This is a genomic window from Mucilaginibacter sp. Mucisp86, assembly GCF_047324315.1.
GTDB lineage: Bacteria > Bacteroidota > Bacteroidia > Sphingobacteriales > Sphingobacteriaceae > Mucilaginibacter.
This window is the reverse complement of record NZ_CP168503.1, coordinates 1976462-1998265: the sequence shown is the minus strand read 5'-3', so window position 1 is coordinate 1998265 and position 21804 is coordinate 1976462. Positions and strand designations below refer to the sequence as shown.

22 protein-coding genes and 1 tRNA gene are annotated in these 21804 nt (G+C 41.4%); 10 read left to right on the top strand and 13 right to left on the bottom strand.

Annotation, left to right across the window (positions count from 1 at the left end):
- The 9 genes from ACEN9X_RS08305 to ACEN9X_RS08265 form a co-directional block, all read right to left on the bottom strand.
- Positions 1–501 carry a heavy-metal-associated domain-containing protein gene (locus ACEN9X_RS08305; RefSeq protein WP_413669925.1) on the bottom strand — a complete coding sequence of 167 codons (501 nt, stop codon included), beginning with the start codon at positions 499–501 and terminating at the stop codon, positions 1–3.
- Between the two features lie 68 nt (positions 502–569).
- A complete protein-coding gene (locus ACEN9X_RS08300; RefSeq protein ID WP_413669924.1) occupies positions 570–959 on the bottom strand; it encodes an HYC_CC_PP family protein in 390 nt (129 codons plus the stop codon).
- A 169-nt stretch (positions 960–1128) separates the two neighbouring features.
- Positions 1129–1809, bottom strand: coding sequence for an OmpA family protein (locus ACEN9X_RS08295; RefSeq protein ID WP_413669923.1), 681 nt, complete (start codon positions 1807–1809; stop codon positions 1129–1131).
- 255 nt (positions 1810–2064) lie between these two features.
- Complete coding sequence (locus ACEN9X_RS08290) at positions 2065–3399, bottom strand: sensor histidine kinase (RefSeq protein ID WP_413669922.1); 1335 nt, start codon at positions 3397–3399, stop codon at positions 2065–2067.
- Positions 3400–3403: 4 nt separating this feature from the next.
- Complete coding sequence (locus ACEN9X_RS08285; protein ID WP_090532151.1) at positions 3404–4087, bottom strand: response regulator transcription factor; 684 nt, start codon at positions 4085–4087, stop codon at positions 3404–3406.
- Positions 4088–4096: 9 nt separating this feature from the next.
- Positions 4097–4969, bottom strand: a complete 873-nt coding sequence (locus tag ACEN9X_RS08280; RefSeq protein ID WP_413669921.1) for a hypothetical protein — start codon at positions 4967–4969, stop codon at positions 4097–4099.
- A gap of 25 nt (positions 4970–4994) precedes the next feature.
- Positions 4995–5333 (bottom strand): hypothetical protein, encoded by a 339-nt coding sequence (locus tag ACEN9X_RS08275; RefSeq protein ID WP_413669920.1) that lies wholly within the window; start codon positions 5331–5333, stop codon positions 4995–4997.
- Between the two features lie 185 nt (positions 5334–5518).
- On the bottom strand, positions 5519–6457 hold the full coding sequence (locus ACEN9X_RS08270) for an FAD:protein FMN transferase (protein ID WP_413669919.1): 939 nt from the start codon (positions 6455–6457) through the stop codon (positions 5519–5521).
- 927 nt (positions 6458–7384) lie between these two features.
- Positions 7385–7861, bottom strand: a complete 477-nt coding sequence (locus tag ACEN9X_RS08265; RefSeq protein ID WP_090532141.1) for an Lrp/AsnC ligand binding domain-containing protein — start codon at positions 7859–7861, stop codon at positions 7385–7387.
- Positions 7862–8013: 152 nt separating this feature from the next.
- Here ACEN9X_RS08265 and ACEN9X_RS08260 point away from each other — a divergent pair.
- The 3 genes from ACEN9X_RS08260 (at position 8014) to ACEN9X_RS08250 (ending at position 12475) form a co-directional block, all read left to right on the top strand.
- Positions 8014–8124, top strand: a tRNA-Asp gene (locus ACEN9X_RS08260).
- 328 nt (positions 8125–8452) lie between these two features.
- Positions 8453–8845: a DUF1801 domain-containing protein gene (locus tag ACEN9X_RS08255; RefSeq protein ID WP_413669918.1), complete on the top strand. Its 393-nt coding sequence runs from the start codon at positions 8453–8455 to the stop codon at positions 8843–8845.
- Positions 8846–9052: 207 nt separating this feature from the next.
- Positions 9053–12475, top strand: coding sequence for a ThuA domain-containing protein (locus ACEN9X_RS08250; protein WP_413669917.1), 3423 nt, complete (start codon positions 9053–9055; stop codon positions 12473–12475).
- A 199-nt stretch (positions 12476–12674) separates the two neighbouring features.
- On the opposite strand, the gene ACEN9X_RS08245 is transcribed toward ACEN9X_RS08250, so the two are convergent.
- A complete protein-coding gene (locus ACEN9X_RS08245; protein ID WP_413669916.1) occupies positions 12675–13247 on the bottom strand; it encodes a porin family protein in 573 nt (190 codons plus the stop codon).
- Between the two features lie 194 nt (positions 13248–13441).
- Here ACEN9X_RS08245 and ACEN9X_RS08240 point away from each other — a divergent pair, with 194 nt between their 5' ends.
- From ACEN9X_RS08240 to ACEN9X_RS08215, 6 genes are all read left to right on the top strand, one after another.
- Positions 13442–13657 carry a hypothetical protein gene (locus ACEN9X_RS08240; protein WP_091215171.1) on the top strand — a complete coding sequence of 72 codons (216 nt, stop codon included), beginning with the start codon at positions 13442–13444 and terminating at the stop codon, positions 13655–13657.
- Between the two features lie 81 nt (positions 13658–13738).
- On the top strand, positions 13739–15472 hold the full coding sequence (locus ACEN9X_RS08235) for a S41 family peptidase (RefSeq protein ID WP_413669915.1): 1734 nt from the start codon (positions 13739–13741) through the stop codon (positions 15470–15472).
- Between the two features lie 127 nt (positions 15473–15599).
- Positions 15600–16100, top strand: coding sequence for a hypothetical protein (locus ACEN9X_RS08230; protein ID WP_413669914.1), 501 nt, complete (start codon positions 15600–15602; stop codon positions 16098–16100).
- A gap of 255 nt (positions 16101–16355) precedes the next feature.
- The gene (locus tag ACEN9X_RS08225) at positions 16356–17231 is read left to right on the top strand and encodes a flagellar motor protein MotB (RefSeq protein WP_413669913.1); all 876 of its coding nucleotides are present in this window, start codon (positions 16356–16358) and stop codon (positions 17229–17231) included.
- Between the two features lie 377 nt (positions 17232–17608).
- Entirely contained in the window at positions 17609–18154 is a 546-nt protein-coding gene (locus ACEN9X_RS08220; RefSeq protein WP_413669912.1) for a hypothetical protein, read from the top strand.
- A gap of 145 nt (positions 18155–18299) precedes the next feature.
- Positions 18300–18956 carry a metal-dependent transcriptional regulator gene (locus ACEN9X_RS08215; protein WP_413669911.1) on the top strand — a complete coding sequence of 219 codons (657 nt, stop codon included), beginning with the start codon at positions 18300–18302 and terminating at the stop codon, positions 18954–18956.
- A gap of 97 nt (positions 18957–19053) precedes the next feature.
- Here ACEN9X_RS08215 and ACEN9X_RS08210 read toward each other — a convergent pair whose 3' ends face one another.
- From ACEN9X_RS08210 to ACEN9X_RS08200, 3 genes are all read right to left on the bottom strand, one after another.
- A complete protein-coding gene (locus ACEN9X_RS08210; protein ID WP_413669910.1) occupies positions 19054–19554 on the bottom strand; it encodes a hypothetical protein in 501 nt (166 codons plus the stop codon).
- Between the two features lie 69 nt (positions 19555–19623).
- A complete protein-coding gene (locus ACEN9X_RS08205; protein WP_413669909.1) occupies positions 19624–20223 on the bottom strand; it encodes a hypothetical protein in 600 nt (199 codons plus the stop codon).
- 97 nt (positions 20224–20320) lie between these two features.
- Positions 20321–21304, bottom strand: coding sequence for a pyruvate dehydrogenase complex E1 component subunit beta (locus tag ACEN9X_RS08200; RefSeq protein ID WP_413669908.1), 984 nt, complete (start codon positions 21302–21304; stop codon positions 20321–20323).
- A 152-nt stretch (positions 21305–21456) separates the two neighbouring features.
- Here ACEN9X_RS08200 and ACEN9X_RS08195 point away from each other — a divergent pair, with 152 nt between their 5' ends.
- Positions 21457–21801 carry a hypothetical protein gene (locus ACEN9X_RS08195; RefSeq protein ID WP_413669907.1) on the top strand — a complete coding sequence of 115 codons (345 nt, stop codon included), beginning with the start codon at positions 21457–21459 and terminating at the stop codon, positions 21799–21801.
- Positions 21802–21804: the final 3 nt, after the last annotated feature.

Below are 21804 nucleotides of genomic sequence, written 5' to 3'. Positions count from 1 at the left end.
TTATATTGCTAAATGATAAACACGACCGCTTGCAGGAGTGGCGTCGGTAACCTGACCAAGGTATTTTTTAGATACCGATTTGGGTGCAAAACCATTATCAACTACAGTAAAGTTGACATCGCCGGTAAATGATTTATCGGCAGCGTTAAGCAGATGATAGGTATCCCCTCCATAATTGAAAGTATTTTCGGCAACCTTGGTATTGGCAAAGTTAAAAGTGGCTTTTAAGCTGTTAACTGAAAACCCAGAGCCCTGAACCTTTTTGCTGATCTGCTCGAAATTTACAGGCACATCATTTTTAAAGGTAATGAGGTATGTATTACGGATAAGATCGGTTTTAATTTCGCCAACAAAAGGTAGCGTACGTAAGGCTTTCTCTGTTGATTTGGCGCAAAGGGCGCAGGTAAGACCGCTTACCTGTAGTTCGGCTTTAGTAAATTGAGCTTTGGCTGCGGTTACAGAAAGCGAAAATATGATGATGAATATTTTTAAAGATTTCATGTTGATCGTATAATTAACTGTTAGATAATAAACTGAAGATAAGGTTTATCGGGTTAGCAATTAACAGATCAAATACGGAAGATACAGTTGCGGATAAATGTAGCGATGCCTTGCGCAGGCGGATCTGGCGGGCCGCGGTCATAAAATTTGTCGGATGAAGAAGATGGCAAAGCAGGAAAAAGGCTATCAAACGACCAGCTTGGCAGTTCAAAACCAAATATTTTTGCCAAAAATGAAGTAGCTTCACCCTGGTGGGCATCCTTCACTTTTACTTCAACTTGCTTGTCCTTGCAGCATTTCATTTTGCCACCCTGCTTGTCCATTTTACAGTTAACAGCCGGGGCATCAATTTTTACCGATGCTACATAGTCACCGCAGATATGGAAATTAAGAGCAAAGCCCAGCACTGTAACTGTGTACAGCATAGTGAGTAATATTGCTCCTGATCTTTTTACCATATTACAAAAGTAGGTGATTAACTTGTTGATTACAAAATGTTTTTACCAGTTTGGGTGATCCATAGTTTAACAAATGTGCAAATAGTGATTTTGGCACATACAAAAAAGCCCCGGCCTTGCGCCGGGGACTTCCTCATTAAACTATTAACTGATCTTATTATTCGTTTGGTTATTGGGCAGATTGCTTAGCCTGCTCTTTCATTTTTTCGTTTGCAACAATAGTAATCTCAACCCTGCGGTTTTGCGCGCGGCCATCGGCAGTAGTGTTATCAGCAATCGGCTCACTTTCGCCTTTACCGGTTACTGTCATACGTGATGTTGCTACGTTACCTGCAGCCAGGTATGATTTTACCGCATCAGCTCTTTGTACCGAAAGTGTTTGGTTATAGCTATCAGAGCCGGTGTTATCAGTATGGCCAATGATGGTAATATTGGTTTCGGGATTTTTCTGCAATGAAGCAGCCAGATTTTGCAAATTGGTTTGTGCCGCCGGTTTCAAATCTGATTTATTGGTATCAAATAAAATACCCGAATCAAACTTTACCAAAATACCTTCGCCCTCGCGGGTTACGGTAGCGCCTGGTACTGTTTGTTTAATTTCAGCAGCTTGTCTGTCCATATTGCGGCCAATAAAAGCGCCTGCAGTACCGCCAACGGCACCGCCTATGATAGCGCCTAAAGCAGTATTACCTGCGGCCTTACCAATAAATGCACCTACTGTACCCCCGGCACCTGCACCAATAGCAGCACCTTTTTGTGTTTTTGTAAGTGAATTACATCCTGAGCCTAATATGCCTGCGGTAGCTAATGCTATGCCAAGGGTGGCTACTTTTAATTTTAGCGTTCTCATTGTACTTGTATAATTATGTTATACCGTATGTTTTACAAAGCAGGTGCCAAAATGAGGGGATGGCAGTTTTAATAATCACATTCCTTGAAAGGACATTATCCATCAATCATTGCAACATTTTTTTAATGATAAGTAAAGTTAATGTCGATGAAGTAAAGAATATTGGATTGGAGGTTTTTTTGCACTGCCCGGTTTTTAGTACAAAGCGGCGTAAAATTTTAGATACAGTACAACATGGCATGCTTTTTTGCTGTTTTAGGAAACAACAATTAGCGTTGAAGGGATGATAAGTTTAAAGGTGCTTCCCTTATCTTTTTCAGAAACTACGTCAATTTCAATATCGTGAAAGCCTGCAATTGATTTTACGATGGGCAGGCCCAGCCCAAAACTATCCTGCTGTAATGACTGTCTGAATTTTTTGAATCGGTTAAAGATCAGCGGTATGGCATCTTCGGCAATACCTATGCCTGTATCGGTTATGCTGATCACAAATTTACTATGTACAGCCACACCTGTTACATTAATACTCCCACCTTCATTATTGTATTTAATGGCATTGTTAATAAGGTTAAAAAACAGGTTAAAAAGTAAAAATTTATTGATATTGACAAAATGCCAGTTATCAGGCACCAACATATCATAATCTATGTTTTTATCCTGTAAACGGATAGAGATTTCGTCATAAACATCCTGCAAAAGCTCTGATACCGAAACTTTGTCTTCTTTTAAAAACTGTTCATTCTCTATCTGCGAAATAAGCAGTAATGTTTTGGTGATGCTTTTTAACCGGTTCAGGATCTTTTGCATCTCCAGTAACCTGCCTTTCAGCTCATCATTAATATCCTCCTCTTCAAACATATTCTCAATTTTTGACTGGAGGATCGAGATAGGCGTCATCAGCTCATGTGAAGCGTTGGAGATAAATTCGCGCTCTTTATGAAACTTATCGGCAATGGTTTCGATCATGTTGTGGATACTGATATCCAGGTGCTGAAAGTCGGACGTGGTAGTACGAACCTGCCGGTAGGTATGAAAGTTAGGGAACTTTTGGCCTACAAGCTTGGTTTTGATAATAAGCCTTAGTGGTTTAAGTACATAGGTTGAATATACCTGGTCGGCCAGTACGGTAAGCAGGATCATCCCCAGCAATACCTGGAAGGCTATATTTTGCAGCGGCACGCTGGTTTCGTCCAGGGTGTCCACGCTTTTGCCTATCTCAAGCAGGTAATTTTTGTTTTTAACTTTAAAGGTGTGGCTTAGTATGCGATACTCTAAGGTATCGCCCTCACTAAAAAGGCGCTTGCCTCTTTTTATGGTATCCAGGAAATAGTCCGGATCAACTTCATCCAAACTGATGTACTCGTCCTTCAGCGGCAGGTAACTGCCATAGGCTTCGCCATTTTCGATATAGGTTTCAATGCCTTTGCTTTTTACAATTTGCAGCAGCTTGTTTTTTTGTTTGATGAGTTTGCTGTCAACGTAATTGCGACTGATGTTTTTGATCAATACAGGAACAAGCAATACAAACAGTATCACGATAACCAGCTTGGAGATGGCGTTAAAAAGCGTAAGTTTTGTTCCTAATTTCAAATACTCAGGCGTTGATCTTTATTTTATAGCCCAAACCTCGTACCGTTTCCAGCCAATCGGGCGGGGCATAAGCATTTAATTTTTTGCGGATGTTTTTTATATGCGCGTCGATGTAATTGCTATCGTAGTCGTTATTCACCACGCTGCCCCAGATATGTTCGCTAAGCTGCATACGGGTAAGCGTACGGTTTTTATGCAAAATGAGATAGGCTATCAGGTCGAACTCCTTTTTGGTGATGGTATTAACAACGCTGTTGTAGTAAGATATAGTACGTGCTGTAAGGTCAATCAGGAAACCACCCAGTTCAACAATATTGTTTTTAACCCCGAATTTACGCCTGATGATGGCCTGCATACGGCTTTGTAGCTCAAGCAGCGAGAAGGGCTTAGGCAGATAATCGTCGGCACCAAGGTCAAGGCCTTTAATGCGGTCGTTGATTTCGGCACGGGCAGTTAATATGATGCAGGCTGCTTCCGAGTTGGTTTTTTTTGATTCGCGGAGCAGGTCAAGACCATCATAATCGGGCAAACCGAGGTCGATCAATATAAAATCGTACAGGTTGGTAGCGATCTTTTCGGATGCCGAAGTGCCATCAAAACATACCTCGCAGATGTAGTTATAGTTTGAAAGAAAAATCTCCAGTTCGTGGGCAAGGGCTGTTTCGTCTTCTATTATTAAAACATTCATGTATTATGGCTAATAAAAAACGTAATAAAAAGTTAAGTTATAAAATGATTCACGGCGGTTAAGCAGTACCCCCTCTACGTTAACCGGAATTGAATATTTGTATGAAAATTCAAACGTATAATGCGGCCGGTTGTAAGCCACCGGAATTTTGAAGCTATAGTTCAACATATTGAACCGGCGGTTACGGCTTGCATAACGCGGATCGTACTCAATAGATATATTGGCAGCCTCGTCTCTGAAATGATGATCAAGCGAATAGCGCTGAACAAAGTTTTGTGTACCCAGGATGAAATTAAAAGACGGGTTAAAGGAAAGGAAATCCTGATCGTCAAAAATACTCCAGCTGCTTTCCCAATACTTAGAGTTACTTATTGTTAAAAAAATATCATTTGATTTACCAAAAAGATAATCAAGCACGGCACTTGTTTTTAGGTATTTCCAATCATACGAGTTTTTGAAGTTGATATCATTTGATGAGGCCGATTTAATAACCTGCGCGGCATCCCTGGCAAAAAAGAATCGTGTATAACTTGCAGAGCCTGAAAAAGCTTTTGAAAACTTATAAAAATATCCTCCGCCTAAATCCACCTCATCAACTGGCGCATAGCCCAAAACCTTAAATGCCGAGCCATATAAAAAAATGCCCGATTTGGTATTATAGATCAGATCGGCAGTAACAAAAGGATATTTTATCGGGCCGGTACGGCCAAAAAACAGCACATCGCTGCCATAGCTTACCCCTGCCGAAACAGACCGTTTACGGATAATGGTATCAGAGTCGGCAACTAAAGAATGCTTACCGGCAAAAAGGCGCAGATCAGTATCTCCGGCAAAGGCGGTACTGGCTGTAGCCATAAAAAGAAGTAAGCAAAGGTATTTCATCAATATATTTAACTGTTTAACCTGTTTAATTACCATTTCTCCTTGGTATTTCGGGCGGGCGCTCCATGCCTTCGGGGCGTCGTTGCCTTTTTGGCTTGGGCTTAGGCGGTACAGCATCGTCATCAACAGTAGCTGGTTTGGCCTGCCGTTTTGCTTTGGCTATTTCTTTGATCTTTTTCTTTTCGTCCTCTTGTTGCTTTTTGGTTTTGATAGTGTCGGCCGCTAATGAAGTATGCCACAAGATAGCCGGCATTTTGTTACCGGTATAAGCATGTGCATCAATGTTTTTTGTAAGGGCATTGGCAGATGATATACGTGTTGCAAATATCAATAACAGGACAATATACGCAAACCACTTTATCATTTAGAAGAGGAAAAAGTAAAAATAAGGCTCAAATAACGGTTATTTTAAATGTTTACACCAAAATGAGAAAGGTACAATAATAACAATTCATTTGCAGGGGCACTTGTAAAAATGCCGATGCAAATGAATAATAACAGATCACAATTATGATGAAAGGTTTATGAATGAACTTTAATTGCTGAAAACTAAAGAACTATATCTTTTGATGGATAAACCCTGTTTTGATCGTCGATGATAACACAGGCAACCTGGTTAAGCTGGTTGATCATGTATAAGCCGGCATTTACACCTATGGTTAGTATTGGTGTAGCCAAAGCGTCGGCAAATTCAGCGGTAGGGCTCAGGATGCTTGCACTTGTAATGCCGCTAACCGGGAACCCTTTTTTAGGGTTAAATACGTTAGTGAATTTTTTATTGCTGATGCTTGCATACTTTTCGGCGTTAACTGAAGTTGCAAAAGCAAGATTGCTGATTTCCAAATCGGCAAATGGTTGGTTTTGCTGGGTGCTGTCGGCATCGGCAACAGTCCATGGTTGCAGGTTTGGCTGCAGGCCCCACGCAAGCAGGTCGCCGCCAAAATTGATCACGCCACTGCTTACACCGTTCAGTTGCAATACATATTTTGCCCTGTCGGCAGCATACCCTTTGCCGTTGGCGCCAAAGCCTATGCGCATTCCTTTTTCTTTCAGAAACACAGTTTGTTTAACAGCGTCAAGTACAATGTTTTTATAGCTGGCAAGTGATAGCGTACGTTTTGTAGTTTTTACTGAAGCGGCTTCAACGTCATTTTCGTTAGCTACGCTATCCGCCAGGTAGGTAATATCAAAAGCACCGTAGGTAAGCTCAGCTATTTGCAAGGCCCTGTCAATAAGCCTGAAAGTTTCACCGTCGGCTTTTACCGGGGCAATGCCGGCGTTGCGGTTTATCTGGTTGATGCTGCTATCATCGCTAAATGCCGAAAGCAGTTTTTCAACCCTGTTAATTTCATCAATGGCAATGTCAATTTGCTCATCGGCCAGTAGCGGGTTATTACCCACTACACTAATCTCAAATTTATCGCCCATTAAACGCGCATTACGTTTGTAGACTATTAAATTATCGGTTAAAGTTTTTATAGCCAGCATAAAATTAGTTTTAAGTATCTAAAAATGAACACAAAATGTATTGTAATGTACCTTACGAGGGTTAGATCAATTACGCTACATCAATCCTTTACAAAAACTAAAGTAGCGGCGCTTTATGAAATTGAGATGAAAATGGCCTTTTAATTAATGTAATTAACTGATTTTGACATTTTTTAACACTTAAATGATAAAAAAGGTTAAATGAACAAAAACGGCAGGCGGAAGAAGTTGTATTGAGGCTAGTTACGTCCCTTCAGGGTTTAAGTTAACCCACAAAATCTAAATGTTCCTAAGGGCTGGGAAGCAAGTTTACGATTACGAGACTCCGCTGGAGTCCAATATCTCTTTAAATTTTGTCTATAAACACGTGGCCTCTCTGAGGCCGCTTGGCACGTCAGCCATATTCAATATATTATCGTTCCATCAGGGTCTCTCGCAGAGGACCCTGATGTTTGCATCAAGCAGATTCGCTATTCAGAATATCTTGGTAGATGTTTAGGACGCGGTGAACCTCACGGTCCTCTCGCAGATTTAAGTTAACCCACAAAATCGATTGTGAAATTGGGTAATGTGCATAAGTTGAACCCCTCTGGGGTTCGGGAAAGGGTGTTATGTTATTTTCTACAAACCTTTTCCCCCTCTGGGGGATTTTTGCAATTTAATGAACAGGTATTAATTGCCAAGCACAGGTGCACCAGAGGTGCAAAAGGTTTGTAGCATAAAAATATATAGAAATAGCCTTTGCCCCAGAGGGCGCAAAACAAAACGCCTTACTGGTTAAATGACAAAGCAATTTTGTGGGTTAACTTAAATCTGCGAGAGACCCTGGGGGGTATGAATGGTTCTGTAAGCTAATTTTTATAAAAAACAAACACCCATAGCCCGGTAAAAACCAGGCTGGGCGTGTCAATAATTTTGAGTAAAAATTTATTCCAGCGTTATTTGCCTCCTGATACTTTCTTCAAGCGAGATAAAGGTTTCGGTACGTTGAATGCCCCTTACACCCTGGATCTGCTCGTTTAAAACTTCGCGCAGGTGAGTCGTGTCATGACATACAATTTTAGCAAAAATGCTCCATTCGCCTGTAGTGTAATGCAGTTCAACAATTTCTTTAATTGTTTTTAACTGCTTCACCGCTTCATTATACTGTGATCCTTTTTCGAGGTAAATACCCAGGAATGCAGTGATGTCATATCCTAATTTTTGCGGATCTACCTCAAGGCTGGCACCTTTTATTACACCCATCTCCTCTAACTTTTTCATCCGCACGTGTATGGTTCCGCCAGAAACAATCAACTCTTTAGCTATCTCGGTGTACGGAGTAGTAGCATTTTTCATTAATATTGATAAAATCTGGATATCAAGATTATCAATTTCTAAATTTTGAGCTTTTCTGTGGGACATAAATTTGAATATCTATATTGAAATACAAGTTTAATTAAAATTCGATTAAAAATAAAATATTTTTGTTGAAATATTTGCAAGAAATAGATAGTCCTATTAAATTTGTATCAAGCAAAAGGGAAATGCTTACCTGTTCTTTAAAAGAAAAACAATGTTGGGTGGTGAAATTTTTGGCAGACACACCTCCTTGTCCCGGTGGCGGAGATTATGGAAAACCCGTAAGGGCTAACCACTCTGTGAAGGTTCGAATCCTTCCCCAACAGCAAGTTTAAGTACAAAGTCAGAAGTCTTAAGTCAAAAGACTTGGAACTTCAGACTAACGACTTAAGACTTACAACACTGTAGGATGGTGAAATTTTTGGCAGACACACCTCCTTGTCGCGGTGGCGGAGATCTTGGGAAACTTTTAGTAATAAAAATAACCACTCCGTGAAGGTTCGACTCCTTCTCCTACAGCTCTTCTCATAATTTAGGTTTATAATTGGTTAGTAAAGGCCCCTGCCCATCAGGGGCTTTGCTGTTTTTATAGGTTTTTGTGTTGGGCGTAGCAATCGGAAAATAGTGTAAATTAGCATACCAGGCCAAAACCTCATGACACCATCCAACTATATCCTTGAACAAGCTGAAGAAAGACAGGAGCTTTTAACAAGTCTTCATCATGTAATTACCGGCAATGATGGGTCGATTGTACCAGGTGTCGAAAGTATGATGGGCAAACAAATGATCCTTTATAAAGAAAGAGGTTATATGAAATATGGACTGTCGGCGGTGAAAGCTTACATGTCGTTGCATTGTATGCCTATTTATATGAACCCGGTGCTCCATGCCAGGTATGCCGCGTTATTACCCGATGCTAAATTTCAAAAAGGCTGCATCAACTTCACGAGCTCCGGCGAAATTCCCCTTGATATAATTTCGGCCCTTATTACAGATTGCTCTGTGATAAGTATTGCTGATATGCTCGAAAACCGGAAGAGGAAATAATCTTCACTGTACACAGAGTTGTTCAAAACTGTCAAAACTACAGCAATAATAATGTGTCATTTTTACACATTGCGTCTTGTTTCGTAAAGATTTAGTTATAAATTTGGTAGGCAACAATTTATTGCAATCGATTGAGTAGATTGCGGCACAAACCCTGAATATACCAACATTTAAAACCAATTAACCCAAAACCCACAACAAGTCGATATGAAAAAAATCGTCCTGATGGTGCTTGTGGCATTTAGCTGCATTTACTTATCCTGTAACAAAACACGCCCCAATAAACCGCGGGTGCTTATCTTTTCAAAAACCATGGGCTTTCACCATGCATCCATCGATGCCGGTATAGCAGCCATTAAAAAACTCGGCGAAGAGAATGGTTTTGATGTGGATACCACAAAAAATTCGGCCATGTTTAATGAAGATACTTTGAAAAAATACTCAACTGTTATTTTTTTAAGTACCACTGCTGATGTGCTTGATTACAGGCAGGAAGCTGCTTTTGAACGTTATATACAAGCCGGAGGCGGTTTTGTGGGTATCCACGCGGCGGCTGATACCGAATATGACTGGGGCTGGTACGGTCGCTTAGTTGGCGCCTGGTTTTATGATCACCCGGGTATTCATGATAAAAACCCTAATGTACAGCCGGGTACCTATAATATAGTTGATGCCAATAACGATGCTACTAAAGACCTGCCTAAAGTATGGAAACGTACTGACGAGTTTTACAGTTTTCGCAAACCGCTGGCCGAAGATGTTCACGTGCTGATCACGCTTGATGAAAGTACTTATAAAGGTGGTAAGCGTATGGGGCTGCACCCGGCTACCTGGTATCATGATTTTGACGGTGGCCGTGCGTTTTATACCGCAATGGGCCATACCGACGAAAGTTACAAAGAAGCCGGCTACCTGAAAATGCTGCTTGCGGGTATTAAATATGCCATAGGCGGTAACAAAGAACTAAATTATGACAGAGCCAAAACCCAGTTGCCGCCAGATGAAGACCGTTTCAAGAAAACACAACTTTCAACTGGCGAGTTTTTTGAGCCGACAGAGATGACCATTTTGCCAAACTTAGACATTATGGTAATTCAGCGCCGTGGCGAGATCATGCTGTACAAGCACGATACTCAAAAAGTAAAACAGGTTGGCTTTTTTGATGTGTACTGGAAAGCCCACGTGCCTAACGTAAATGCCGAAGAGGGCATGCTTGGCCTGGCTAAAGACCCGGAGTTTGAAAAAAACAACTGGATCTATATATACTATAGTCCTGCCGATAGTTCAGTAAACCGTCTCTCAAGGTTTACCTTTAAAAATGATACGCTGGATAAAAAAACCGAAAAAGTTATTTTGGAGGTGAAAGCTCAGCGTGATATCTGCTGCCATACAGGTGGCTCGATAGCCTTTGGTCCGGGGCCGGATAAAACCCTGTTCTTCTCGGCCGGTGATAACTCAACTCCGTTTGATGAAAAAGGACAAAAATATGTAAGCAGTGGTTATGCTCCGTTGGATGACCGACCAGGTCATTTGCAGTATGATGCCCGCCGCTCGGCCGGCAATACCAATGATCTTCGCGGTAAAATTATGCGCATTAATCTTAAGGATGATGGCACGTATGAAATACCCGAAGGTAACCTGTTTCCGAAAGGCACACCAAAAACCCGCCCCGAAATTTATGTAATGGGCGACAGGAACCCTTACCGGATCTCGGTTGATCAGAAAAACGGCTACCTATATTGGGGCGAAGTAGGCCCGGATGCGCATAATGATAGCCTTGACAATCGTGGCCCAATGGGTTATGATGAAGTTAACCAGGCTAAAAAAGCGGGTAACTTTGGCTGGCCATATTTTGTAGGCGATAACAAGCCGTACCATCTTTATGATTATGCCACAGGCAAATCGGGCCCGGCGTTTGACCCTAAGCACCCGGTTAATAACTCACGCAATAATACCGGCTTAACAGATCTGCCACCGGCACAACCGGCATTTATCTGGTACCCTTATGGTCCATCGGCCGATTTTCCGCAGGTTGGTACAGGTGGTCGTAACGCTATGGCTGGTCCTGTTTATTATACTGATATGTTCCCGGCAGAAACCCGCCTGCCTGATTATTATAACGGTAAGTTTTTGGCGTACGACTGGATGCGCGGCTGGATAAAAGCTGTTAGCCTAACTCCTGAAGGTGATTTTGATAAAATGGAGCCTTTCTTCCCTAAATTGAAAGTAAACTCCATGATTGATATGGAGGTTGGCCCGGATGGCAGGCTTTATGGTTTGGAATATGGCAGCGGCTGGTTTTCACATAACCCGGATGCAGGCCTGTTCCGCATTGACTATATCGCCGGAAACCGTCCTCCCGAAATTTCATCTTTCAAAGCTGATAAAACATCGGGCGTATTGCCGTTCACCGTTAAGCTTACTGCTAAAGCCACCGACCCGGAAAAAGATAATATTTCTTACACATGGAACCTGGGTAATGGCGTAACTAAAGAAACAACTACTCCATCACTTAGCTATACTTATACAACAGTTGGCGATTATAAAATTACTGTTGAAGCAAAAGACGATAAAGGTGCAGCAAGTAAAAGCGCGCCGGTTAGCGTTTATGCAGGCAACGAGCAGCCAACGGTTAGTATCAATATTACCGGAGGCAATAAATCATTCTATCTGCCGGGCGTGCCGTTCAAATATGCAGTTAACGTAACCGACGGACCGGATACTAAAGCAGTTGATCCGAAACGTATTTATGTAGCACTCGATTATATTGAAGGTTTTGACAAAGCGCAATCAGCAGCGCAGCACGAGCAGGGCGAACCTGAAAATCGCGGTAAAACACTCATGTTAACTATGGATTGTAAAAGCTGCCATAGGGAAGACGGTAAATCAATAGGCCCGTCATTTGTGCAAGTTGCCGCGAAATACAAAAAAGACCCTAATGCTATGACTAAGCTTACCCAAAAGGTAATCAAAGGCGGCGCAGGTGTTTGGGGCGAAACCGCAATGTCTGCCCATCCAAACATTAAACAAGGCGACCTTGATCAGATCATTAACTGGGTGCTTTCGCTTGACAATAGTAATCAAAAACCATCGCTGGCTTCGTCAGGTATTATTTTGCCTGCTCCACCTGAGAAACAACAGTCGGCGGCGCTGGTACTATCGGCTAAATATACTGATGATGGCGGCAATGATATTAAGAAGTTGACCGGTAGCGCCATTGTATCTTTAAACAGCAGTACCTACCAGTTTAAAGGCACCGAAAAATTCAACGGGTTTACCGCCTTTAAATACAATGGTATGAACCTGATGATCTATCCTCCGGGTGAAGGCTGGTTTGAACTGGATAATATCGACCTTTCAGGTGTGCGTTCAATCAACCTGACCAATTTCTGGCAGGCGCCACCAACTGCTCCGCTTAATTTTGAGTTGAGGCTTGATTCAGAAACTGGTGCCCTTGCGGGTAAAGGCAGCATGCCGGTACCGGCCAAAGATGCCAAGGGCGGTGTTGTTCACCTGGTGCTTACACCGGTAACGGATGGCAAAATACATAAGCTGTTCTTTGTGTACAAACCGGCAAGTAAAGCTGCCATGACAGCCGGGGTAACATCGGTGGTTTTTAGCGCGAAGTAGCCCTAAATATGTCATTGCGAGGAGGAACGACGAAGCAACCGCACGAAGGCTAAGCGGCCCTGTAAAGCATGCGATTGCCACGCTATCGCTCGCAATGACATTTTTTAAAGGCGGGTTGATATTATAAAACAACGGCCCGGCAGGTTAACCTGCCGGGCCGTTTTACTTCCCCAAGTTCGTGTCCCCACGAACTTCAAGCTTAAAAAATCTTAAAGCCCACACTCAGTGCCCAAAGGTTTTGACGCTTAGCAAAGCTGTCACTTACCTTGGTTAAACCACCTTCGTACCTTAAATCGGCAGTAATAGAGCCGATATCAACACCGGCACCTGCCTGGAAGCCAAGATTGCTCTTATTAAAGTCATTCGCGGCATTACTGATATTATTGCCAAGACTTGTGCTTTGATCAAGGGTGTAGGTATAAATAGGCCCTGCCATAATACGGAAGTTCAAATCTTTTTCGCCAAATGATTTACCAATCAATAATGGCACATTTAAGTTGGTGAACCGTACCTTACCACTAAAAGCGGTATTGTTATCATTTGATTCAAACTTACCGCCCGTACCGCTCAGGTAAAGCTCTGGCTGTAAATAAACGCTGTTACCTACACGGGCAAACAAACCTGCCTGGTAACCTGTCAGGTTTTTGTCGTTAAAATTATCGGAGCCAATTTTTGAAAAATTGACACCTCCTTTTACACCTAAAGAAAACTGTGCTTTGGCGCTGATGCTTACAGCAATCAGTAATACCGCACTTAATAGATACTTTTTCATGATTTTCAATGTTAAATGTAAAGCCATAAACGCACGTTATCCTTAAAATTGTATACGGCTTTACGCTATTAATTTATTTTGGTTTATAACCAGGCTCATATTTGGGCCGTATTGTACATTATCAATACATGAGCCAAACATTTAAACAGTAGCAACTTGGTATTTTTTATATTTTTGCTGAAAATAAATTGAACATGGCTGAAATCAGTATTACAAACAAGGACTGGGAACGCGTAAAAATTAAAATTCAACGTAAATACAACCATCTTACAGACGAGCAGTTGAAATACAGCGAAGGACAGGAAGAAAGCCTGATTACCAAACTAATGGACCTTGTTAACCGCGACCGTGCATATGTGGTTTTCACCTTAAAAAAGGCGCTGGTTAATATTGATACTAACCGACTGTAAAATAGACACTGCGGTTATACAAACTGGCAAGCTTTTTTGTATTTTTATTTTTTTCGAGGATAAATGATGAAACAGGGGTTAGTGTTCAAAAAAGGATACAAAAAAGCCGGCTTATTTGCAGGTATTGCATTATTGGCCGCAGGTATAGTAGGTTTTAATGACGACCTGTTCCAGATCTCGAAAAATCTTGATGTGTTCGCTTCGGTGTACAAGGAAGTTAACATCAATTATGTCGACGATATCAACTCGGCCAAATTGGTTAAAACCGGTGTTGACGCCATGCTCGATGGCCTTGATCCTTATACCGAGTTTGTACCCGAATCAGAAATAGAAGACTATAAGCTCCATTACGTAAGTACCCAGTATGGGGGCATTGGCGCCAGCATCTTTGTGCGCAACAGCAAGGTATTTGTATCCGAAGTTTTTGCGGGTTTTCCTGCCCAAAAAGGAGATGTTCATCCCGGCGATCAGCTACTGAAGATCAATGATGTTGACCTGAACGGTAAAGATAATGACCAGGTAAGCCAGTTGCTTAAAGGCTCAAAGGGGGCTGCCATAAAACTCTTCATTAAACGAGATAACACACCACAGCCGTTTGAGAAAAACCTGATCCGCGACGAGATCAAGCAACCCAATGTATCTTATTATGGGATGGTTAATGGTAACATGGGCTATATTAAGCTGGATAAATTCCTCGAAAATTCAGCCGCCGAAGTTACTACTGCGCTTACCGAGCTGAAAAAGAAAAACCCTAACGGTATTATTCTCGACCTGCGATCAAATGGCGGCGGTATATTACAGGAGGCCGTTAAAATTGTAAACCTTTTTGTGCCAAAAGATGTAGAAATCGTATCGCAAAAAGGAAAAATAAAGGAAAAGAATTTTACCTACAGCACTATTAGCTCGCCCCTCGAACCTGATTTGCCCTTGGTTGTGCTGGTTAACAGCCATTCAGCATCGGCAAGTGAAATTGTTGCCGGCTCATTGCAGGACCTCGACCGTGCGGTTATTATCGGGCAGCGCAGCTATGGCAAAGGGTTGGTACAGCAAACGTTTAATTTACCATACAATAGCCTGGTAAAAATTACCATCGCCAAGTATTATGTACCATCGGGCCGCTGCATCCAGGCACTGGATTACACTCACCGTAAAGATGATGGCAGCGTGGTAAAAGTGGCTGATTCACTTATCCACGAATTTAAAACAAAAAACGGCCGCTCTGTTTATGATGGCAGCGGCATTTATCCTGATCTGTTTATTAAACAGGAAAAATTTGCCAACGTTACCCAGGCACTGGTAGGCAAGCTATTAATATTTGATTATGCAACTGTTTATCGCGACAAGCATTCCAAAATTGCTGATGCTCGGTCGTTTACGCTATCTGATGGTGATTACAACGACTTTATAAAATACCTGGCCGATAAAAATTACAACTATACCACCGCGTCGGAAAAATTACTAACCACCTTAAAACTTGAAGCCACCAGGGATAAGCAGTTCAACGATATTCAGACCGAATATGAGGGTTTGAAAACAAAATTGATTGCCAGCAAAAAGAATGATCTTATCCAGCACAAAGACGAGATAAGGCAAGTGCTTGAAAATGAGATTGCTTCACGCTATTACTACGAAAAAGGCCGCTACGAAACCAATTTTAAGTACGACAAGGAACTTGCTCAGGCCGTAAAAACCATGCAGGATAAAGCCCAGCTGGCATCTATTCTTAAGGGTGAGGGCAGCTATAAAGTTATTGGCAAGCCTGTACTTGCCATGGCCGGAAAAAAGGCTGCCGATAAAGATAATGATGACGAATAGTTTGATTATCAGTAGGTTTTAAATCAGTTAAAATATTGTAACCAATTAGTTACCCGTTGCAACATGTAACGGGTTAAACTTTTATGCACGGTTATTGTCATACTTACAAACAAAACAATAACACAACATGAAAAAGATAATTTTAACAGCTGCTATTTTAGTAAGCAGTTTAACTGTAAAAATAGCCAGCGCTCAAATAAGTTTAAATATTAACATTGGCAGCCAGCCGGCCTGGGGCCCGGTAGGTTATGATCACGTAGATTATTACTACCTGCCCGATATTGATTCTTATTATGATATCAATGCTCACCAGTATGTTTATTTTGATAACAATGTTTGGGTTCATGGTGCCATGTTACCTCCGCGTTTTGGCAACTATGATGTATACCGCAGCTATAAAGTGGTAGTTAATGAACGTAACCCATGGGTTAGAAACGATGTTTACAAACGTAAATATGCTTCATATAAAGGCCGCCATGATCAGGTTGTGATTCGCGATAGCCATGATGAAAAGTATCGTAACCATTATGTTGAACGCAAAACCGTACGCAGGGTTGATGTAGTTAAACATGATAAACGTGGCCACGGTCACGACGATCACGATCATGGCCGTGGCCACCGTGATTAAGTTTTTATATTGTTGTAATTTTTGATTGTTTTTATGAAGGACTGTCCCCCAAAAAGGACAGTCCTTTTTTGATGGAAATCCTTGCCATTTCCGCTATGAGCGGCATTCCAGTCCTTCGGCACAAAACTTGCCGATTTATGTCACGTTTGAGTTAACTTTTATAGTTTGTTTACTTAGGTTTAGCTATAAACAAACATTATATTCGTTACTTAGTTAACCGATTTATTGTTAAACGATTTAAATCAAATTACACTTATGAAATATCGAATATCCGTTTTGGCGCTGCTTGTAGTAGCAGTATTAGGCCAAAGCTGTGTAAGCAGCAAGAAGTACAAAGAACTGGATGCTAATTACACGCAACTGCAAAACAGTACCAAGGATTTGAGCATTAAATATCAAACCAGCGAGCAAGCCCTTGCGGTAGCTAATAGCCGCAACAAAAGCCTTGAAGAACAAATTGAGCAGCAAAAAAACAATGTAACTGCTTTACAGGATGCATTGAATAAATGTTTAAATTCAAGCAGCCAGGGCAATGTTAACATTTCAAAACTGGTTGATGAAATCAACGCTTCTAACCGTTATATCCAGCAACTGGTTAATGCTAAAAACAAAAGCGATTCGCTTAATATGGTGTTAACCAACAACCTTACCCGTTCGTTAACTCCGCAGGAAACCCAGGATGTTGACGTAAAAGTGTTAAAAGGGGTTGTTTACATTTCATTATCTGATAACATGCTGTACAAATCTGGCAGCTACGAGATATCAGACAAAGCTGGCGCTACCTTGAGCAAAATAGCTAAGATCATTATGGATTATAGCAATTACGATGTGTTGATTGAAGGTAATACTGATAACGTACCTATCTCACAGAAAAATATCCGTAATAACTGGGATTTAAGTGCTTTACGTGCATCATCAGTAGTACAGGCGCTGCAAACCACTTACCAGGTTGATCCTAAGCGTTTAACTGCCGGTGGCCGTGGCGAGTACAATCCTATTGCTGATAACTCAACTCCGAGTGGTAAAGCACAAAACAGGCGTACACAGATCATCATTACACCAAAATTGGATCAGTTTATGGATCTGATAGGCAAAGCACCTGCCGATCAGCCTGCCCCACCTAAACAATAATTTAGTTTTAACTATTAATATTTAAAGCTACCCCGAAAAGGGTAGCTTTTTTTGTAGATTGTTATTATTGTATATTTTTATATACAATTCGTAGCAGCGTGTTGTCGCAATTGAGTATCCGCATTTAACCTTTATCCACGCTGTAAATTTTAATTTTTAATAGTAAAACACAGGTTTTTTAATTTAAAATACATGGCGTTTAATTAATACAATAACAAGCTGTAGCGGCTGAATTGTAATAACTTAGTTTTAGTTCGTTACACTAAGGAGGTGATTACAATGGCATCTATTTTGAATAAATAGCGCAACAGGTATTAAAACAGGTTAAACCATGGGCGTTAACCATAGTCATACCTACATAACTTATTACACACGTCATGAAAAAGATTATTTTATCGGCTGCAATATTATTAAGCTGTTTCACTGCAAAGATGGCTTCGGCACAAGTGAGTATTGGATTGGGTATTAATATAGGCAGTCAGCCAGATTGGGGCCCGGTAGGGTATGATTATGTAAATTATTATTACATGCCCGACATTGATGCTTATTACGATGTACCGGCACACAATTACGTTTATTTTGAAAACAATGTATGGGTACACCGCAGGTATTTACCTGTAAGATATCGCAATTACAATGTGTACAATGGTTACAAGGTTGTAATAAACGACCGCAACCCATGGATCCGTAATACTTATTACAGGGATCACTATTATGGCTATCGTGGTCGTCATGACCAGGTTATTATTCGTAACAGCCGTGATGTAAGATATGCTAATCACTGGCGCGGGGGCGACCGTGGATGGCGTGGCGATAATGGCTGGCACGGTGGCAACCCAAACAGGGGAGGTTGGCATGGTGGTGGCGAACATGGCCACGGCGGTGGCGAACATGGACATGGCGGTGGTCACGGGCACCATTAATAAAGACATTTTCTAAAACATGAGCGGCTTCCAGATAAGGAGGCCGTTCTTGTTTTTACGGGTACATACAGCTAATTAGTAACGTTCAACATATAATAAGCGTCCTCCTTTTGCTTATGTTTGTATTTTATCAACCTCTTTACTGATGTACACGCTTTCGGAAGAAAACTATTTAAAAGCTATTTATCGCCTTGCATCGCAGGGGAAGGATTTTAAAATTACGCCTACTGCCATTGCAGAGTCGCTTAATAACAATCCGGCGTCGGTAGTGGATATGATCCGTAAGCTTACCGAAAAGCAGTTGATTGAATATGATAAAAAGAAAGGTGTGAGGCTAACCACGCAGGGCTTAAAGGATGCCATATTAATTGTACGCCGCCATCGCTTGTGGGAGGTTTTTTTGCTGGAGAAGTTAGGCTATCATTGGGATGAGATCCATGATATTGCCGAAGAGCTGGAACATATTAATGATGCCAGCCTCGCCGACAGGCTTGATAAATTCCTGGGCTTCCCCGAGTATGACCCTCATGGCGACCCTATTCCGAAAGCCAACGGCAAAGTGCCCAAATCATATTCCGTAAGCTTGTCTGAACTTAAGCCCGGCTCTCAAAGCCAGGTTGCCGCAGTGCGTGATACCAGCAGCTCTTTTTTGCAATATCTGCAAAAGCTGAACATCGGCATCGGCACAAAAATCCAACTGATTGAAAAAATACCCTACGATAATTCGCTGGTGATAAAAATCGAAGACCGCGAGGATACCACGGTTTCCCAAAAGTTTGGAGAAAATATCTTGGTGGATTAATTTTGAGGTAAAAGGTTAAAGGCGAAAGGCAAAAGGTTGCTTCATCGGCAATACAAGATAAGCCTTTCACCTTTATCCTTTCGCCTTTCACCTTTTCTTAAGGTTTTCCCGTCACCTTTGATGACTCGGCAAGTTCACCGTCAACGTCTATGTCGAAATATAAACGGTAAATTTCCCATTCGTTTTTCGGTTTGTAAAACATAAAGGTCATTCGTGCCGGCTGGCCTTCATGTTTAAGCAGGTAGCTGTATAATACCAGGCTGTTTGAGGCTTTACGCTGCATGATAAGGTCTTTGCCAAGGTATTTGCCGATTACGCTTCTCATGGAGTCTATTTTAACAATAAGCCCTGTAAGCCTGGTTGAATCCATCAGCTTATTGGTTTTAAAAATATCAATCACCGCCCGGGCCGTACCTTGCTTATCGTATTCCTTAAAAAACTTATCAATATGGGTTTGCACACCGGCAACTGCAGCCGGTGCGGCAGTGGCCGGTACGGCGGCTGGCTGGGTTTGTGCGGAAGCAGTATCACTAATCAGTATCAGGGCCGATACTATAAAAAATAACGGTTTAAATGCTTTAAAATAGGTGTAACGCATGTTTACAAATGTTAATTTTTAAAAGTAGGTATTTTTTACAAAAAAAGATTTTGATACGGGTGTAAAATTTTACTCGGGCAGTACGGTGACAGCCTTTTCAAATTCAAGAAGAACGTAATCTTCCTTTAGCTTCTTATCAAGTGTTGCCTTTTCATCGGTGAATGATGGCGCACCGGATTCAAAGTGCCATTGTCCAAGATAGGTAAGCGTGTTGTTAGCTACTTTAAAAACAATACGATGCAGATCTTCCAGCTTGATGAGGCCACTGTCTATTTTATTTTTAACGTTGACCTCAAAATCAATCCCTCTGAAAACCGGTCTCATATTATATTCTGTGCCATACCATTTGCTTTTTGAATAATAGAAGTTTACCACCTCATAAGTACCGGGTTTTATAAAGAAACAAAATTGGTTCTCTTTTCTTGACCTGAGTGGGGGCTTCACCACAAATGAAAATATTTCGTTGGTTTCCAGGTTTCTGATCCTGATATTTTGCTGGTAACCGGTTTGCCAAAAGCTGAGGCGCTGAATAAAACTTCCGTAAATAATAGCTTGATTTTCTTTCAAAACATTGCCGATCTCAACATCATCCAGCGGGATTATTTTTGCTTTTTGCCCGTATGCAAAAAGGCCTGTTATTAAGAAAATACAAGCAAAGAAGTACTTCATAATGATAAGGAACTTAAAAAGTTAGGTTGAGGGTGATAAAAATAAAGAGCCCGATATTTTCACACCGGGCCCTTTTGATATTTTATTTATAAAACGATTACTTGGTAACGTACATTACTTCTTTAACCGCTTTGATCACCCTTTCAGGGTTTGGCAGGTACTCCTGGATCAAAGTTGGAGCATAAGGAAGCGGAACGTCGCCACCCATGATACGCTGTATAGGAGCGTCAAGGTAATCGAAAGCATCTTTTTGAACTTTGAAAGCAACCTCGGTAGCAATTGAACCTAAAGGCCAGCTTTCTTCGATGATTACCAAACGGTTTGTTTTCTTTACAGATTCGATAACTGTAGCATAATCGATAGGACGTACGGTACGCAAGTCGATCACTTCGGCATGGATGCCTTCTTTTTCAAGTTCAGCAGCGGCAGCGATAACCACTTTCATGATTTTGCCAAAGCCAACTAAAGTAACGTCAGAACCTTCTTTTACTACCTTTGCTTTACCCAGTGGGATGTAATAGGTTTCTTCAGGTACTTCACCTTTATCGCCATACATTAATTCAGATTCCATGAAAATAACCGGATCCGGATCAAGGATAGCTGATTTTAACAAGCCTTTAGCATCGTAAGGGTTTGACGGTACAACCACTTTTAAGCCCGGGCAGTTGGCATACCAGTTTTCAAAGCACTGGCTGTGCTGTGAGCTAAGCATACCTGCGTTACCGGTTGGGCCGCGGAAAACAATTGGCACCGAAAACTGGCCACCGCTCATTGACATCATTTTGGCAGCGCCATTGATGATCTGGTCGATAGCTACGAGTGAAAAGTTGAAAGTCATGAACTCAATGATAGGGCGTAAGCCATTCATTGCCGAGCCGATGCCGATACCGGCAAAGCCCAATTCAGAGATAGGCGTATCTATAACGCGTTTTTCGCCAAATTCGTCCAGCATTCCCTGGCTTACTTTGTACGCACCGTTATATTCGGCAACCTCTTCACCCATCAGGTATATATTCTCGTCGCTGCGCATTTCTTCGACCATGGCCTCTCTTAGCGCTTCTCTGAATTGTATTTCTCTCATTATAGTAAAATGATGTTTTTTTGCGAACGCAAATATAAACACTAATGTGTTAAATGCAATTAACCGTGGTATTGGTTTGATTTTTAATACATATATTTTACATTTTAAATCGAAAAAAACCTAACTCTGCCCATTTAATTAAAAAATTAACAATGGCTTATTCCAAAAATGGCAATCAAATAACGTTTACCGAGGATAATATCGTCGATTTTGAATATCCTGTCGACGCTATTTTTGAAGTCGATAATATTTTAGTTGTTATATTGAAAATTCCAAACGGAGTTTATGACCGTCGTAATGTTTTTGCATTTGACAGGGTAGGCAATTTTTTGTGGCAGATTAAGGATGTGCCGCTATATTATAAGGGCAAAGATTGCCCTTTTGTCGGGGCATTAATCAATGATCAAAACGAATTGGTTTTATTTAATTGGTGCGATACAGCAGTAATTGTAGAACCCAGCACAGGTGATCTTGTTCGGACTTATCAAACCAAATAATCT